The 13,949-nt window shown below is 73.2% G+C and carries 15 protein-coding genes; 5 read left to right on the top strand and 10 right to left on the bottom strand.

What is annotated here, in order from left to right; all coding sequences use genetic code 11:
- Window positions 1–47: 47 nt before the first annotated feature.
- Entirely contained in the window at window positions 48–1,445 is a 1,398-nt protein-coding gene (locus tag ACFY93_RS11425; protein WP_391356337.1) for an FAD-binding protein, read from the bottom strand.
- Between the two features lie 430 nt (window positions 1,446–1,875).
- On the opposite strand from ACFY93_RS11425, the gene ACFY93_RS11420 reads away from it, so the two are divergent.
- On the top strand, window positions 1,876–2,778 hold the full coding sequence (locus tag ACFY93_RS11420) for a Bax inhibitor-1/YccA family protein (RefSeq protein ID WP_391356334.1): 903 nt from the start codon (window positions 1,876–1,878) through the stop codon (window positions 2,776–2,778).
- A 106-nt stretch (window positions 2,779–2,884) separates the two neighbouring features.
- On the opposite strand, the gene ACFY93_RS11415 is transcribed toward ACFY93_RS11420, so the two are convergent.
- The gene (locus ACFY93_RS11415; RefSeq protein ID WP_391356330.1) at window positions 2,885–3,115 is read right to left on the bottom strand and encodes a DUF4287 domain-containing protein; all 231 of its coding nucleotides are present in this window, start codon (window positions 3,113–3,115) and stop codon (window positions 2,885–2,887) included.
- Window positions 3,116–3,219: 104 nt separating this feature from the next.
- On the opposite strand from ACFY93_RS11415, the gene ACFY93_RS11410 reads away from it, so the two are divergent.
- Window positions 3,220–3,531: a hypothetical protein gene (locus ACFY93_RS11410; protein WP_391356327.1), complete on the top strand. Its 312-nt coding sequence runs from the start codon at window positions 3,220–3,222 to the stop codon at window positions 3,529–3,531.
- A 130-nt stretch (window positions 3,532–3,661) separates the two neighbouring features.
- Here the strand turns inward: ACFY93_RS11410 and ACFY93_RS11405 are convergent, their stop codons facing one another.
- From ACFY93_RS11405 to ACFY93_RS11395, 3 genes are all read right to left on the bottom strand, one after another.
- The gene (locus ACFY93_RS11405) at window positions 3,662–4,444 is read right to left on the bottom strand and encodes a hypothetical protein (RefSeq protein ID WP_391356807.1); all 783 of its coding nucleotides are present in this window, start codon (window positions 4,442–4,444) and stop codon (window positions 3,662–3,664) included.
- 319 nt (window positions 4,445–4,763) lie between these two features.
- Complete coding sequence (locus ACFY93_RS11400; protein ID WP_391356324.1) at window positions 4,764–5,984, bottom strand: acetyl-CoA C-acetyltransferase; 1,221 nt, start codon at window positions 5,982–5,984, stop codon at window positions 4,764–4,766.
- 341 nt (window positions 5,985–6,325) lie between these two features.
- Entirely contained in the window at window positions 6,326–7,372 is a 1,047-nt protein-coding gene (locus tag ACFY93_RS11395; RefSeq protein WP_391356322.1) for a GDSL-type esterase/lipase family protein, read from the bottom strand.
- Between the two features lie 169 nt (window positions 7,373–7,541).
- On the opposite strand from ACFY93_RS11395, the gene ACFY93_RS11390 reads away from it, so the two are divergent.
- Complete coding sequence (locus tag ACFY93_RS11390) at window positions 7,542–8,936, top strand: cystathionine beta-synthase (RefSeq protein ID WP_391356320.1); 1,395 nt, start codon at window positions 7,542–7,544, stop codon at window positions 8,934–8,936.
- Window positions 8,937–9,368: 432 nt separating this feature from the next.
- Here the strand turns inward: ACFY93_RS11390 and ACFY93_RS11385 are convergent, their stop codons facing one another.
- Window positions 9,369–9,797 (bottom strand): hypothetical protein, encoded by a 429-nt coding sequence (locus ACFY93_RS11385; protein WP_391356317.1) that lies wholly within the window; start codon window positions 9,795–9,797, stop codon window positions 9,369–9,371.
- 214 nt (window positions 9,798–10,011) lie between these two features.
- Between ACFY93_RS11385 and ACFY93_RS11380 the strand changes: the two genes are divergently transcribed.
- Both ACFY93_RS11380 and ACFY93_RS11375 read left to right on the top strand, forming a co-directional pair.
- On the top strand, window positions 10,012–10,854 hold the full coding sequence (locus ACFY93_RS11380) for a MurR/RpiR family transcriptional regulator (protein ID WP_391356315.1): 843 nt from the start codon (window positions 10,012–10,014) through the stop codon (window positions 10,852–10,854).
- A gap of 89 nt (window positions 10,855–10,943) precedes the next feature.
- Window positions 10,944–11,510 (top strand): hypothetical protein, encoded by a 567-nt coding sequence (locus ACFY93_RS11375; protein ID WP_391356313.1) that lies wholly within the window; start codon window positions 10,944–10,946, stop codon window positions 11,508–11,510.
- 12 nt (window positions 11,511–11,522) lie between these two features.
- Here the strand turns inward: ACFY93_RS11375 and ACFY93_RS11370 are convergent, their stop codons facing one another.
- From ACFY93_RS11370 to ACFY93_RS11355, 4 genes are all read right to left on the bottom strand, one after another.
- The gene (locus ACFY93_RS11370) at window positions 11,523–11,897 is read right to left on the bottom strand and encodes a hypothetical protein (protein ID WP_391356310.1); all 375 of its coding nucleotides are present in this window, start codon (window positions 11,895–11,897) and stop codon (window positions 11,523–11,525) included.
- A 19-nt stretch (window positions 11,898–11,916) separates the two neighbouring features.
- Complete coding sequence (locus ACFY93_RS11365) at window positions 11,917–12,699, bottom strand: roadblock/LC7 domain-containing protein (RefSeq protein ID WP_391356307.1); 783 nt, start codon at window positions 12,697–12,699, stop codon at window positions 11,917–11,919.
- Window positions 12,700–12,737: 38 nt separating this feature from the next.
- Complete coding sequence (locus ACFY93_RS11360) at window positions 12,738–13,469, bottom strand: transcriptional regulator (protein WP_391356804.1); 732 nt, start codon at window positions 13,467–13,469, stop codon at window positions 12,738–12,740.
- 80 nt (window positions 13,470–13,549) lie between these two features.
- The gene (locus ACFY93_RS11355) at window positions 13,550–13,948 is read right to left on the bottom strand and encodes a hypothetical protein (protein WP_391356304.1); all 399 of its coding nucleotides are present in this window, start codon (window positions 13,946–13,948) and stop codon (window positions 13,550–13,552) included.
- Window position 13,949: the final 1 nt, after the last annotated feature.

Here is a 13,949-nt window from a genome sequence, read left to right as displayed (position 1 = left end):
GGTGCGTCAGGCACCGCCCCGGCACGTCCCGTGGCGCGGACCGGCAATCACGCCGCCGCGGGCGTGATGTTCTGGTTGGCGTGGAAGAAGTTGTCCGGGTCGTAGGTGTGCTTGACCGCGGCCAGCCGGTCGTAGTGGCCGCGGTAGGTGGTCCGGACGCGTTCCGGGCTCTCCTGGGAGCCGAGGAAGTTGACGTAGGAGCCGCCCATCGAGTGCGGGTGCAGGTCGGTCCAGCAGTCGACGCACCACTGGCGGACCACGTCGGCGTTGGCGGGGTCCGGATCGATCCCCGCGAAGACGCCCGACCACACGGCGTCCCGGTAGGCCCAGGCCGTGTCGTCGGCGCCGAGCCGGTGGGCCGCGCCGTCCACGGGATACAGGTGCAGCGTCGACAGGTCGGTGGGGATGCTCTGCCCGTACCGCTCGATCACGTCGACCGCCGTGTCGGAGAAGGCGTCGAAGAAGTCGCCGCGCCAGTACCACTGCAGGCCCTCGGGGATCAGCCCGTCGAACATGGTCTGCAGGGCGGGGTACGGCATCGGCGAGGTGAAGTGGAAGGCGGGCGGCGCCGGCTCGTTCACCGCGGACAGCACGTCCTCCAGTCGGTCGGCCTCCAGGTCGCCGGTGTAGCACCACACCACGCCGCACATCTTCCGCCCGTGGATCGGTTCCGGGAACGGCGGGCCCGGCGGTACGACCAGAGCGGCGAAGAACCCGTACAGGTCCACGGGCGCGGCGGGCAGGAACTCGCGGTACCACCGCAGCACGTCCCGCGTGCGGTCGACCGGCCACACGGTGACCGCGACCCCGACCGTGTCCACCGGGTGCAGCCGGAAGGTGAAGGAGGTGACCACGCCGAAGTTCCCGCCGCCGCCGCGCAGCGCCCAGAAGAGGTCGGGGTGGTCCTTCTCGGAGGCGGTGACGAAGGAGCCGTCCGCGAGGACGACGTCGGCGGAGAGCAGGCTGTCGACGGTGAGGCCGTACTTGCGGGTCAGATACCCGTGCCCGCCGCCGAGGGTCAGCCCGCCGACGCCGGTGGTCGACATGATCCCGGCGGGCACGGCGAGCCCGAAGGTGTGGGCCGCGTGGTCCAGGTCGCCCAGCAGGCTGCCGCCGCCCACCTGGGCGGTCCGCGCCTCCGGGTCGACGCGCACCCAGCGCATCTCGGACAGGTCGAGGACGAGACCGTCGTCGACCAGGCACAGCCCCGGTCCGCTGTGACCGCCGCCGCGCACCGCGAGTTCGGTTCCGGTGTCCTGGGCGAAGGAGATCGCCGTCCGTACGTCCGCCACGTCGGCGCACCGCGCGAACGCGGCCGGACGCCGGTCGATCATGGCGTTGTAGATGTTCCGGGCCTCGTCGTAGCCCGGGTCGGCCGGAGCGAGGACGGGTCCCCGCAGTGCCTCGCGCAGAGTTTCGAGAGTGGTGCTGTCGATGCCGCCCATGGCCGGACACCCCTGAGGAAGAGTCGGAGACAGGGCCGCGTACGGATGGACGCGCGTCGTCCGGCGGGGCCGCGGGGCAGGGCGCGGAGATCCGCTCGCGCCTCGAATCGGTTACGGGGGAACCGGGCCGGGCGGGCCCGGCCCGCCTGCCTCCAGTCTGCGTCCCTCGCTCCCTGCCCGCACATCGGCCGCCCGCGGTGGCGCCGGCGGGGTCCGGAAGCGTCCGGCGGAGGTCACGGCGACGACCGGCAGGTATCGGCCAGGTCCCATGTTGGTCATGGATTGGGTCGGCCGTCCCGGGGAATCAGGGAGCCACGTAGCGTGTTCGACGTCATGGCAGGGAAAGATCCTTCTTAAGCGGTAGGGTCATTCCTTTGCCTACCTATTACTCTTGAGCCAAGGCCACGCAGGGTGGCCATGGAGGAGTGAAATGAGGAGCAGCAACCCGGTCTTCTCGCGACGGGGATTCAGCCGCGACAACGGCTACGCGGGATTCAACGCGACGCCGCAGGCCGGGGGACCCGCTGTCGGCACGCAGGGCAACCCGTACGCTCCGCAGGGCGCTCCGTACGCCCCGCAGGGCGGCAACCCCTACGCGCAGAACCCTTACGCCCAGCAGGCCCCGCAGTACGGCGTCCCGCCGCAGGCGCCGGCCACCACCGGCCGGATGACGATGGACGACGTCGTCATGCGCTCGGCGATGACGCTGGGCACGGTCGCCGTCGGCGCCGTCCTGGCGTGGGCGCTGCTGCCGGTGTCCAGTACCAGCTACGGCCTCGCCATCGGCTCCGCGCTCGTCGCCTTCGTCCTGGCGATGGTGCAGAGCTTCAAGCGGACCCCGTCGCCCGCCCTGATCCTCGGTTACGCCGCCTTCGAGGGCGTCTTCCTCGGGGTCCTCAGCGAGATGTACAACAGCCGGTGGGACGGTGCGCCGTTCCAGGCCGTGCTCGGCACCATGGCGGTATCCGGTGCGACCCTCCTCGTCTACAAGGCGGGCTGGATCCGGGTCACCGCGCGGTACGCGCGCATCGGCATGACCATCGCCATCGCGTTCATCGTCGTCATGGCGGTCAACCTGCTGCTGGTCGTCTTCGGCGTCGCCGAGGACGGCGGACTGCGCAGCATGGGCCCGCTCGGCGCGATCGTCGGCATCCTGGCCATCCTGATCGGCGCGTTCTTCCTGACCCTCGACTTCAAGCAGATCGAGGACGGCATCGCGTACGGCGCCCCGCGCGAGGAGGCCTGGCTGGCGGCGTTCGCCCTGACCATGACCCTCGTGTGGATCTACGTCGAGATGCTGCGCCTGGTCGCCATCTTCAGCGGCGACGACTAGAGGAGCCGCCCGGGCGTCCGCCCGGTCCCGTAGCGCGGGAAGGGCCCGCGAACCTCTCGGTTCGCGGGCCCTTCCGTCGTCGGCCGACGGGTTGCGTGGTGCGCGCTCAGAGCAGTTTGCGCGCGGCCCTCCTCAGGTCGTACTCGTGGATGATCGCCTTGGCGTGGCCGTACGCGATGTTGTGCTCGGCGCGCAGCCAGCTGACCTTCTCCTCGAAATTGAAGAGCGCGGGACCCTCGTCGACGGCACGCAGCCAGTCGGAGATCTCACGACCGGTGCAGTGCGGGATCCGGGCGAGCATGTTGCGGTGGGTCTCATCGGAGAAGACTTGGGACATCGGCGCCTCCGGACGCAAAGGGGATGTAAGCCGGTCCTTCAGGCCACGGTGCCTGAGCGTCCGTGTGTTGGCAACAGTCCGGGTACGGCGCGTAGTCTCGCGGCGTGCTTGATACGACGCCGCTGACCCGAGCCGTGGACCATTTCGCCGACCGGTTGAGGGCCGCTCCGCAGAGCCGGCTCCAGCGCGGGGCGGCGGCCGAGGCACTGGCCCTGGCCAGGGACATGGCCGTGAGGACCCAGCGTGTGGAGGACCCGGCCGGCGCGGTGCGGGAGATGCCCGACGCGGGGATGTTCGCGGCCGCCGACCAGATCACCGTCGCCGGACACGACCTGGCGCTCGTACTGACGAGCGAGGACGAGGTCGAGGAGGCCGTACGCCTCGTCGAGGAGGCGCAGAAACGCGCCGGGGTGTGAACCGGCACCGCGGTGTCGGCTCCCCGGCGCGCGAAAGGGCGTACCGCGGGTGTACGTGAAGGCGCGGGTGACGGGTACGTGAAGGCGCGGGTGACGGGCGTCCGCGAGGGGCGTACGGCGGTGCCCGGGTCTACAGCGAGGCTATGACGCGGTCGGCCAGGATGTAGACGCTCTCCTCGCCGCACTCGAAGGTCAGCGCGTACGCGCCCGAGACGCCCGAGCCGCCGAGGAGGACCGGGGTCCGGCCGGCGCGCAGGGCCGCCGCCAGCCGCTCCGCGGTCTCGCGGTGGCCCGGCGTCATGCACAGCGTCGTACCGTCGGCGAAGACGTAGACGTCGAGGGTTCCGAGCGGGCCCGGGCGGACGTCGGCCAGCTCCGTACGCGACTCGGCCAGCTCCTCCAGACAGGCGACCGTGCGCTCGTGGTCGTTCACGACCGGTGACTGCACCGGTACGAAGTCCGGGTGGGAGGGGTGCCGGCGGCGGGCCGCGGCCAGTTCGGGGGAGTCGCCGGAGAACTCGTCGGCGTCGACGCCGAGCTCCGTGACCGGCTCCAGGGGCTCCATGCCCGCGAAGTCGGACTGGCGCGGCAGGAACATCTCGTTCTCCGGCAGGCCGAGCAGCGTGGGGGCGTCCGAGCCGTCGCGGGCTTCCTGGGCGGCCCAGAAGGCCCGCGCCTCGGCGAGCTCCCGCTCCCGCTCCTCGGCGAGTGCCTCGGCCACGGCCGCGCGTATCTCCTCCGCGTCGGCCTGGGTGCGGGCGGCCGGTACCCGGCCGCGTGCGGTGGCCGCGCGGTCGGCGGCGAGCTCCGCGTGCAGGGCCGCGACCTGACGGCGCAGCCCGAGCAGGGTGCGCAGGACGGCGACGCCCACGACCGCCGTGACGGCTGTGGTGACCAGCAGAGCAAGAGGCATGGCGCTCACTGACGTACTCCCGGTTCAAAGTCGACCCCCGACTTCCTACATCAGCTTGAAGGGGGGACTATCCAGCTGTCAGTGCGTAACGTCACGAAAGGGACGGGACTTTGTACCCGGGGTGCCCTCTTGCAAGGGCTCTGACCTGCGTGGATGAGGTCCCAGGGGGAGATAGGTCACATCCTGGGGGAGATTGGATCACAAAACGGCCCGGAGTCCCGGTGATTCCGGGGGCTCCGGGCCGAAGGGTCACACAGGGTTCAACACCGGTGACGGTGAAGGGAGTCGGTGCGCGCGGTCCGGGGGCCGCGCACGCGGGTCAGCTGAGGCGCTCGATGACCATGGCCATGCCCTGGCCGCCGCCGACGCACATCGTCTCCAGGCCGAACTGCTTGTCGTGGAACTGGAGGCCGTTGATGAGCGTGCCGGTGATGCGGGCGCCCGTCATGCCGAAGGGGTGGCCGACGGCGATCGCGCCACCGTTCACGTTCAGCTTCTCCAGCGGGATGCCCAGGTCGCGGGCGGAGGGGATCACCTGGGCGGCGAACGCCTCGTTGATCTCGAAGAGGTCGATGTCGTCCACGGTCAGGCCGGCGCGCCGCAGGGCCTGCTTCGACGCCTCCACCGGGCCGAGGCCCATGATCTCCGGGGACAGGCCGGTGACGCCGGTCGAGACGATCCGGGCGAGCGGGGTCAGGCCGAGCTCCCGCGCCTTCGTGTCCGACATGATCACGAGCGCGGCGGCGCCGTCGTTGAGTGGGCAGCAGTTGCCCGCCGTGACCAGGCCGTCGGGGCGGAAGACGGGCTTGAGGCCCTGCACGCCCTCCAGGGTGACGCCGGCGCGGGGGCCGTCGTCCTTGGCGACGACCGTGCCGTCGGGGGTGGTGACCGGGGTGATCTCGCGCTCCCAGAAGCCGTTCTTGATGGCTTCCTCGGCGAGGTTCTGCGAGCGGACGCCGAACTCGTCCATGTCCTGGCGGGTGACGCCCTTCAGCCGGGCCAGGTTCTCGGCGGTCTGGCCCATCGCGATGTACGCGTCCGGGATCAGGCCGTCCTCGCGCGGGTCGTGCCAGCTCGCGCCCTCGCTGGCGGCGACGGCGGCCGTGCGGGCCTCGGCGTCGGCGAAGAGGGGGTTGTGGGTGTCGGGCAGGGTGTCGGAGTTGCCCTTGACGCTGCGGGACACCATCTCGACGCCGGCCGAGATGAAGACGTCGCCCTCACCGGCCTTGATGGCGTGCAGGGCCATCCGGGACGTCTGCAGGGAGGAGGAGCAGTACCGGGTGATGGTGCAGCCCGGGAGGTGGTCCATCCCCATCTGCACGGCGACGATCCGGCCCAGGTTGTGGCCCTGCTCGCCGCCCGGGAGACCGCAGCCGAGCATCAGGTCGTCGATGTCCTTCGGGTCAAGCCCGGGGACCTTGGCCAGCGCGGCCTGGATGATCGTGGCGGTCAGGTCGTCGGGGCGTACGTCCTTCAGGGAGCCCTTGAAGGCGCGGCCGATCGGGGAGCGGGCGGCTGAGACGATCACGGCTTCGGGCATCACGGCTCCAGGGGGTGCGCGGGAGGACGGCGGCTGGCTCACTGACTCACTGGTTCACGGGGGAAGTTACCCGTACGTACCGCCGGGGTCACGGGGATGAGGGTGTGATCCGGGCCGCAATTTACTAAGCGCTTGCTTTCTTCGGGCGGGGGCGCCTTGGGGGTGCCTCCGGGGGCGGGCTCGTCGGGGGGCCTTGAGGGTAGGTGGGCGCTGTGGATTTCGCCCCCTCCGCCCCTTTCCGTCCCGATACGGGGCTCTGCCCCGGGCCCCGCTCCTCAAACGCCGGAGGGGCTGAAACCTCGGGGCGCCGGCGGGGCTGGGAGCGGGACGGTGCGGCGGGGTCAGGCCGAGCGGGGGTCCGGGGGCGGGGCTTCGACGGGGGCGGCGGAGCGGGGGGCCGGGTCCGTGGCGGGGACCCGGTGACGGCGGCGCCGCTTGAGCAGGGCCCAGGGGCCGCGCGGGCCCGTCGGCATCGCCGGCGTGACCTCCGTACCGGCCTCCTCCGCCGCCTCGACCGCGGCCCGGGCGACCGGCAGGAAGCCCTCGCGGCGGGACACGTCGGGCCGCTCCTCCTCCGCGGGCCACAGCTCCAGCGCCGCGCACACCGTCGGCAGCACCGCCATCGCCGCCGTGGCGTACCCCTCCACCGAGGGGTGGTAGTTGTCGGGGCCGAACAGCTCCCGCGGATTCGCCGCGAACTCCGGACCGAGCAGGTCGCCCAGCGACACGGTCCGCCCGCCCTGCTCGACCGCCCCGATCGTCTGCGCCGCCGCCAGCTGGCGGGAGGCCCGCCGGGCCAGCCAGCGCAGCGGCTGCTGGACCGGCTCGATCGTCCCCAGGTCGGGACACGTGCCCACGACCACCTCCGCGCCCGCGGTACGCAGCCGCCGTACCGCCGCTGAGAGGTGCCGTACCGAACGGGTCGGCGGCATCCGGTGGGTCACGTCGTTCGCCCCGACCATGATCACGCAGATGTCGGGTACCCGGTCGGTGTCCGCGAGGGCGAGCGCTACCTGGCGGTCCAGGTCGTCCGACTGGGCCCCGGGCAGCGCCACGTTCCGCAGCTCCACCGGACGCTCCGCCACCGCGGCGAGCCCCGAGGCGAGCAGCGCGCCCGGCGTCTGGCGGGCCCGGTGCACGCCCTGGCCCGCGGCCGTGGAGTCACCGAGCATCATCAGCCGCAGCGGCGGCCCCTCCGGCCCCGTGTACGCGTACCCGTACAGACCCTCGGCGCGCGGCACCGAGCTGTGCCCGTTGCCCACATGCCGCTTCGCCAGGCGCAGCTCCGCCAGTACGACGCCGGCCGCCGCCGCGCCCATGAGACCGATCCCGCCACCGCCGTACGCGGCGCCCGCCGCGATGCGCCGCGCCACCCTCGCCCTCGACATACGTCGCCGCCACCTCCTCGAAGCCGTACAACCACTGCTTGCCCCGTAGAGGCGGTCGGTCAATCTTCGCCGGGCGCCCGGGCTCCCCGGGGTGATCGTCGTACCCCGTCCCACGTGGGGCCTTAGGCTGGCTGAACCATCCCTCAGACAGACAGCCCCGGAGACAACGGTGCAATTCCACGACTCGATGATCAGCCTCGTCGGCAACACCCCGCTGGTGAGGCTCAACAACGTGACCGCGGGCCTCCAGGCGACCGTCCTGGCCAAGGTGGAGTACTTCAACCCGGGCGGCTCCGTGAAGGACCGCATCGCCCTGCGCATGATCGAGGCCGCGGAGGAGAGCGGCGCCCTGAAGCCCGGGGGCACCATCGTGGAGCCGACCAGCGGGAACACGGGCGTCGGCCTTGCCATCGTGGCCCAGCAGAAGGGCTACAAGTGCATCTTCGTCTGCCCGGACAAGGTCAGCACCGACAAGATCAACGTCCTGCGCGCGTACGGCGCCGAGGTCGTCGTCTGCCCCACGGCCGTCGATCCGGAGCACCCCGACTCGTACTACAACGTGTCGGACCGGCTCGTCCGGGAGACCCCCGGCGCGTGGAAGCCCGACCAGTACTCCAACCCGCACAACCCGCTCTCGCACTATCACTCCACCGGACCCGAGCTGTGGGACCAGACGGAGGGGCGGATCACCCACTTCGTGGCGGGCGTGGGCACCGGCGGGACGATCTCGGGCACCGGCCGGTACCTGAAGGAGGCCAGTGACGGACGCGTCCAGGTCGTCGGCGCCGACCCCGAGGGCTCCGTCTACTCCGGCGGTTCCGGACGGCCGTACCTCGTCGAGGGCGTCGGTGAGGACTTCTGGCCGACGGCGTACGACCGGACCGTCGCCGACGAGATCGTCGCGGTGTCCGACAAGGACTCCTTCCAGATGACCCGCAGGCTCGCCAAGGAGGAGGGGCTGCTCGTCGGCGGCTCCTGCGGCATGGCCGTCGTCGCCGCCCTGCGCGTCGCCGAGCGGCTCGGCCCCGACGACGTCGTGGTGGTCCTGCTCCCCGACAGCGGCCGCGGCTACCTCAGCAAGATCTTCAACGACGAGTGGATGGCGGACTACGGGTTCCTGGACGACTCCGGGCCCAGCGCGCGCGTCGGCGACGTGCTGAGCGACAAGGAGGGCGGTTCCATCCCCTCCCTCGTCCACATGCACCCGGACGAGACCGTCGGGGAGGCGATCGAGGTCCTGCGCGAGTACGGCGTCTCGCAGATGCCCATCGTCAAGCCGGGCGCCGGTCACCCGGACGTGATGGCCGCCGAGGTCATCGGCTCCGTCGTCGAGCGCGAACTGCTCGACGCGCTGTTCACCAAGCGGGCCTCCCTCGAGGACCCGCTGGAGAAGCACATGTCGGCGCCGCTGCCGCAGGTCGGCTCGGGCGAGCCGGTCGAGGACCTGATGTCCGTGCTGGGCGGGGCCGACGCGGCGATCGTGCTGGTGGAGGGCAAGCCGACCGGCGTCGTCAGCCGTCAGGACCTGCTCGCCTTCCTCGCCAAGGGCGGCACCAGGCAGTAGCGGGACGCGCGCCCGGAGAGGGCGCGTTCCGGGCTCCCGGCGCCCAACGGGGCGGGCGCGTGCGGAACTTCGCGGAAGTGGTACACGCGTGTCACGTTCACGCGGCACCCGCTTAACACGGGTCCGGCAGATTGGTGGGTGCCGGCGGGGCGGAGGGCTCACCGCCCCGGACGGCGCGAGTACGGCGCCCAGGAGACCCGGAGCGGCTCCCGGACCTCTGGACGCCACGGACGCGGCAGCCGGGCCCGCCCCGCGCCGCGTCCCCCGCGGGGACCGCCGTCGTCCCGCCCCCCGGCCACGGGGGTGCGGCGGCCCCGCGAAAGCCGGGACGGGGCCCGGGATCCGATGGCAGTCGGACCCCGGGCCCCGTCACGACACCCGCGCCCGGGAGCGCCGGCCCTTCCGGGCCCCGATGCTCGCGCCCGTGGCCCCTCAGTCCTCCCAGTCCGGCTTCGTACCGTCCGTGCGCCGGCCGAACCCGGGGTGCTGCCGCAGCGCCTGGACCGCGTTGATCCCCACGATGCCCGTCCAGGCGACGAGGAGACCGGGGAGGTGCGCCACACCGCCGCCGATGGCGGACAGCGGGACGGCGAGGACCAGGGACACGATGCCGAAGCCGAACCGCTCCCCCCAGGAGTCCGTCGCCCGCGGCGAGCGCGCGTCGCGCGCCACGGTCATCTGCTGCTCGGCGAGCTGCCGCCGCACCCGCCGGTCGACCGCGCCGTCCAGCCGCTGCTCGACCTTCTCCAGGAACGAGTCGACCAGCGCGGAGTCGTACTCGTCGCCGAGGTCCCTGCGCGCCTGCAGGGTGGCGTTCAGATCCTTCTTGAGGTCGGCGTCGCCCGCCTCCATACCCGTCATGCCTCGACGGTAGGTGCCGGGTGGCCGGCGTCGCACTGGGGACAGCCCCCGTCTTGGGAGTGGGACCCGCCCCCGTACGGAATCCGCCCTCGTAGGGAATCCGACCCGTACGGAATCCGCCCGGTCCCGGTCCCGTCCGGTGGGGCGTACCCGGCGTCTCCCTTGCCCGGTCTGTATATCGTCATGCAGAGTTCTCGGTGCCTGAATGGAGACCATGAGCGTGAACGACAGTCCTGCCGCGCGTCTGCAGGCCCTCTTCGAGGGGCACCGGCTCACGCCGACCCAGCGGCGCATCGCGCACAGCATGGTGCGGCGTGCCGAGGACGCGCCGTTCCTGTCGAGCGTCGAACTCGCCGAACTCGCCGGGGTCAGCCAGCCGTCCGTCACCCGCTTCGCGGTCGCGCTCGGCTTCGACGGCTACCCTGCCCTGCGGCGGCACCTGCGCGAGGTGGCGCCCGCCGAACCGGCCCCGGACACCAGCACGTACAACGAGTACCAGCAGGCCGTCGAGGCCGAGATCGAGAACCTCAGGCATCTGGCCCAGGTCCTCGCCGACCCGCGCCCGGTGGCCCGCGCCGGCCGGCTGCTCGCCGCCTCCCGGCCCCTCCCCGTCCTCGGACTGCGGGCCGCGGCGGCCCAGGCGTACGGCTTCGCGTACTTCGCGGCCAAGGTGCACCCGGACGTACGGCTGCTGCACGAGGGCGGCACCATGATCCACGACCGGGTCGACGCGGCCGTGCGCGCCGGGGCCACCGCGCTCCTGTGCTTCGCGCTGCCCCGCCATCCCAGGGAGGTCGTGGACACCCTCGGGTACGCGAAGGAGGCCGGGCTGACCGTCGTCACCGTCGCCGACTCGGTGTTCGCACCCGTCGCCAAGGTCTCCGACCTGCTGCTGCCCGCCGCCGTCGGCACGGGCCTCGCCTTCGACACCGCCTGCGCGCCCATGCTGCTCGGCCGCGTCCTGCTGGAGGCGATGTGCGACGACCTCCCGGACGCGCAGGCCCGGCTGGAGGAGTTCGATGCGAGGGCGGCGGCCCGGGGGCTGTTCGTCGAGTAGTCCCGGCTTCTCAGACTCGTCTCACCTTCGCTCGCTAACCTGCGCGCCCGGCAGGGCCGAGGGCCGAGGACGAACCGAGGAGGCGGAACGTGGGGCGCGGAGGACAGGGGCTGGCCCGGGTGGCGGTCGTCGTGCGGGCCGGAGCCGCACCGCTGTGGTGGGGCGGGGTGTGCGCGGCCGGGATCGGGGTGCTCGTACCCGGGCTGACCGGACGCCGGATCGGCGTGCTCGCCGGGGCCGCGCTCTTCCTCGTCACGGCCGCCGCCGTCGCCCTGGCCCGCCGGAAGCGGTACGCCGCCCTGGCCGGGTCGGCCGCCCGGGCCGGCAAGCACGACGTGCTCCAGGACCGCGCCGCGACCGTGCGCACCTGGCGGCACGGGCACCGCTGGTGGCTGCTCGCCGGCTTCGCCGCGGCCCTCGCCTGCTCGCTCGCGGTGCCCGCAGCGGGCGGGATGGCGCTCGCCGGGGCGGGCGCCGGCCTGTGGCTGAAGGCGGGGCGGATAGGCCGCCGCGAGCGGGACGGCCAGGCCCTGCTGTGGGTCCGCGTCGACTGGCTGGGCAGGGGCGGTGCCCCCGCGGGCCGGCCGGTCAGGGGCTACCGGAGCACCGGCGTCGCGGCGGGCGACGCCGCGCCCGGAGGGGCGCGGCGTCACTGACGGGCCGTCGTCCTACACCTCCAGTTCCGCCTCGATCTTCTTCAGCTGGTGCCGGGCCATCGCCAGGTTGGACCGCTTGGCGTCCAGCACCAGGTAGAGGAAGAGGCCGTTGCCGCCGCGCCCCTGGAGCAGCCGGATCAGGTGGTACTGGTCCGACAGCGTGATCAGGATGTCCTCGATCTCGCCCTTGAGGCCCAGGTGTTCCATCGTGCGCAGTTTGGCGCGGACGACGTCGGTGTTGCCGGCGGCGGCGACGTTGAGGTCGAAGCCCTTGCTGCCGCCGATCGTGCCGAGCGCCATACCGCTCGTGTAGTCGACGAGAGCCGCTCCGGTCGCGCCCTCGATGGCGGCCAGTGCCTCTTTCAACGCCGTTTCGGTGTTCGCCATGGTGCGGTGTGTCCTTTCCTCAGCATTCGGTGGTGGGACGGGTGCGGGCGGTGGTGTGCGCGTGCGTGGAAGCGCGCGCCGCCCGTGCCCGCGGGGTCGTGGATCGGGCCGCGGCCTTCACCGGGGTTCTGGCGGCGGGTGGTCCGGAGGGCGCGTCGTCGGACGCCCCGGGCGGGTCCGCGGCCGGCGGGGCCGCCGGTGTCCCCTCCGGTGGTCGTGCCGAGCCGTCCTCCGGGTCCGCCCGGACCGTCTCGGCGCTGTCGGCACCGTCGGTACCGGTCGGGGTGCGGGCCCGTGGGGAGGCGGGACCGGCCGGGGTGCGGGTCGGAAGGGCGCCGGTTCCGGAACCGGTCCCGGAACCGGCCCGGGCGCGGGTCCGGGCGGGTTCGGTGCGTGCCGGGGTGCGGGGCCGGGCGGCCTGCGGGCGGGTCGTCGCCGCGTCCACCAGCTCACCGATCCGGGTGCCCGCGCGGCGTCCCTCCAGGTGCAGCCGGCCGACGTTGACCCGGTCCTCGGCCAGCAGCGTCAGAACGGCCGAGCCGCCCGCCGCGTACGTGGCCACATAGCCGTCGACGCCGCGCACGAGCAGTTCGCGGAAGTCGCCCCGGCCGGTGGCGTCCGCCATCCGCATCGCGACGCCGAGCGCGGCGGCGGTGAGCGCGGCCACGCCCTCCGGTTCGACGCCGGGGGTGTCGTGGGCGAGGACGAGGCCGTCGACGCTGGCCGCGAGGGCGCCGGTCAGCTGGGGCACGCGGGCCCTCAACCGGTGCAGTTCGTCGAGGACTTCGGGTTCCGCCGCCATCAGCAGTCTCCTCTCGGCACGCTGTCGGAGCGCGCGGATCACAGGGCCTCCAGTGCGTCTCTGAGGCGGCGCAGCAGGGCCACGTCCGGGTCGGCCGACGGCTGGGAGAGCACGGTGGGCAGGGGGGCGGGCGCCGGTGGGGGCGCCGCCGTGACGATCCCCGCGGCGGCCAGCCGGCGGAGGTCGACGAGGGTGTGGAAGGCGGGCCGCCCCAGCGCGAGCGAGATGTCCGCCGCCGTGCTGACGCCGTCCATCCGGCCGAGCAGGGCCGCCTGGCGCGGGGTCACCGGCGGCTCGGCGCCGCGGTGGGACCGTACGAGCGGGGCGGTGTCCGTCGCGGGGTCGGACCAGATGCGGTGCAGCAGCGCGCGGCGGCGCAGCGTCTCCCGCTCCAGCGCGGCCACCGGGACGGGGCGGACCGGGCCGAGCCAGTGCGCGGCCCCGTACCGGAAGCGGGCGGGGGTGCCGCTCGGGCCGAGCACGAAGTACGCCGCGTCGTACAGCGCGCCGAGGTGGCACAGTTCGAGCGCGCCCTGGGCGATGCGGCCGCTGTCGACCAGGAAGCGCCCGACGCGGTTGCGGGCCCCGGCCGCCGAGACGGCCTCCCGCCAGCCGTCGGCGGGCAGCGCGCCGCGGGCGGTGAGCAGGACGTCGAGCGAGGGGGCCACCGGGCTCTCGGCGTGCACCACCTCGCCGTCGCAGAGGTAGATCGTGCCGCGTTCGCGCATCAGGACGCCGGTGGCCCGCTCGGCGGCGAGCCGGCTGAGCATCGGCGACAGGCCACCTCCGGCGGTCGCGCCCGCCTCCCGGCCCCGCACGGGCAGCCGGGGCGGCGGCGTTCTGACGGCGGTCATCCCAGCACCAGCCGTCCCGCCATCTCGCCGAGCCGGATGCGGGCCAGTGCGAGGTTGCCGTCGGAACGGGCCAGCCACAGATGCAGGAACACGCTGCTGTCGAACGTCGTCCGCACGAAGCGCAGGACGTGGTAGCTGTCGCGGTTGCTGATGATCAGGTCCTCGACGGGCGGCTCCCCGCCGGACCAGTCGGCGCCGTCGGCCGGGGCGAAGGCGGTGTGCTCGGCGGCGATCCGCGCCAGCTCCGCGGACTCCGCCGCGGTGGTCTCGTGGTCCCCGCCGGGGGCGTCCCCGACCGTGCCCAGGGCCAGTCCGCTGGTCCAGTCGACCACGGCGGCGCCCCGGGCACCGGGCAGTCTCATGGCTTCCAGCAGGCACTCGTCGATTCCGGGCACC

Source organism: Streptomyces sp. NPDC008313 (assembly GCF_042956125.1).
GTDB lineage: Bacteria > Actinomycetota > Actinomycetes > Streptomycetales > Streptomycetaceae > Streptomyces.
This window is presented reverse-complemented; position numbering and strand designations above follow the sequence as displayed.

Bases quoted from the DNA above. Each gene is read 5' to 3' on its own strand.
- ACFY93_RS11425 (WP_391356337.1), bottom strand. From the start codon at position 1,445: ATGGGCGGCATCGACAGCACCACTCTCGAAACTCTGCGCGAGGCACTG.
- ACFY93_RS11420 (WP_391356334.1), top strand. From the start codon at position 1,876: ATGAGGAGCAGCAACCCGGTCTTCTCGCGACGGGGATTCAGCCGCGAC.
- ACFY93_RS11415 (WP_391356330.1), bottom strand. From the start codon at position 3,115: ATGTCCCAAGTCTTCTCCGATGAGACCCACCGCAACATGCTCGCCCGG.
- ACFY93_RS11405 (WP_391356807.1), bottom strand. From the start codon at position 4,444: ATGCCTCTTGCTCTGCTGGTCACCACAGCCGTCACGGCGGTCGTGGGC.
- ACFY93_RS11400 (WP_391356324.1), bottom strand. From the start codon at position 5,984: ATGCCCGAAGCCGTGATCGTCTCAGCCGCCCGCTCCCCGATCGGCCGC.
- ACFY93_RS11395 (WP_391356322.1), bottom strand. From the start codon at position 7,372: ATGTCGAGGGCGAGGGTGGCGCGGCGCATCGCGGCGGGCGCCGCGTAC.
- ACFY93_RS11385 (WP_391356317.1), bottom strand. From the start codon at position 9,797: ATGACGGGTATGGAGGCGGGCGACGCCGACCTCAAGAAGGATCTGAAC.
- ACFY93_RS11380 (WP_391356315.1), top strand. From the start codon at position 10,012: ATGAGCGTGAACGACAGTCCTGCCGCGCGTCTGCAGGCCCTCTTCGAG.
- ACFY93_RS11370 (WP_391356310.1), bottom strand. From the start codon at position 11,897: ATGGCGAACACCGAAACGGCGTTGAAAGAGGCACTGGCCGCCATCGAG.
- ACFY93_RS11365 (WP_391356307.1), bottom strand. From the start codon at position 12,699: ATGGCGGCGGAACCCGAAGTCCTCGACGAACTGCACCGGTTGAGGGCC.
- ACFY93_RS11360 (WP_391356804.1), bottom strand. From the start codon at position 13,469: ATGCTCAGCCGGCTCGCCGCCGAGCGGGCCACCGGCGTCCTGATGCGC.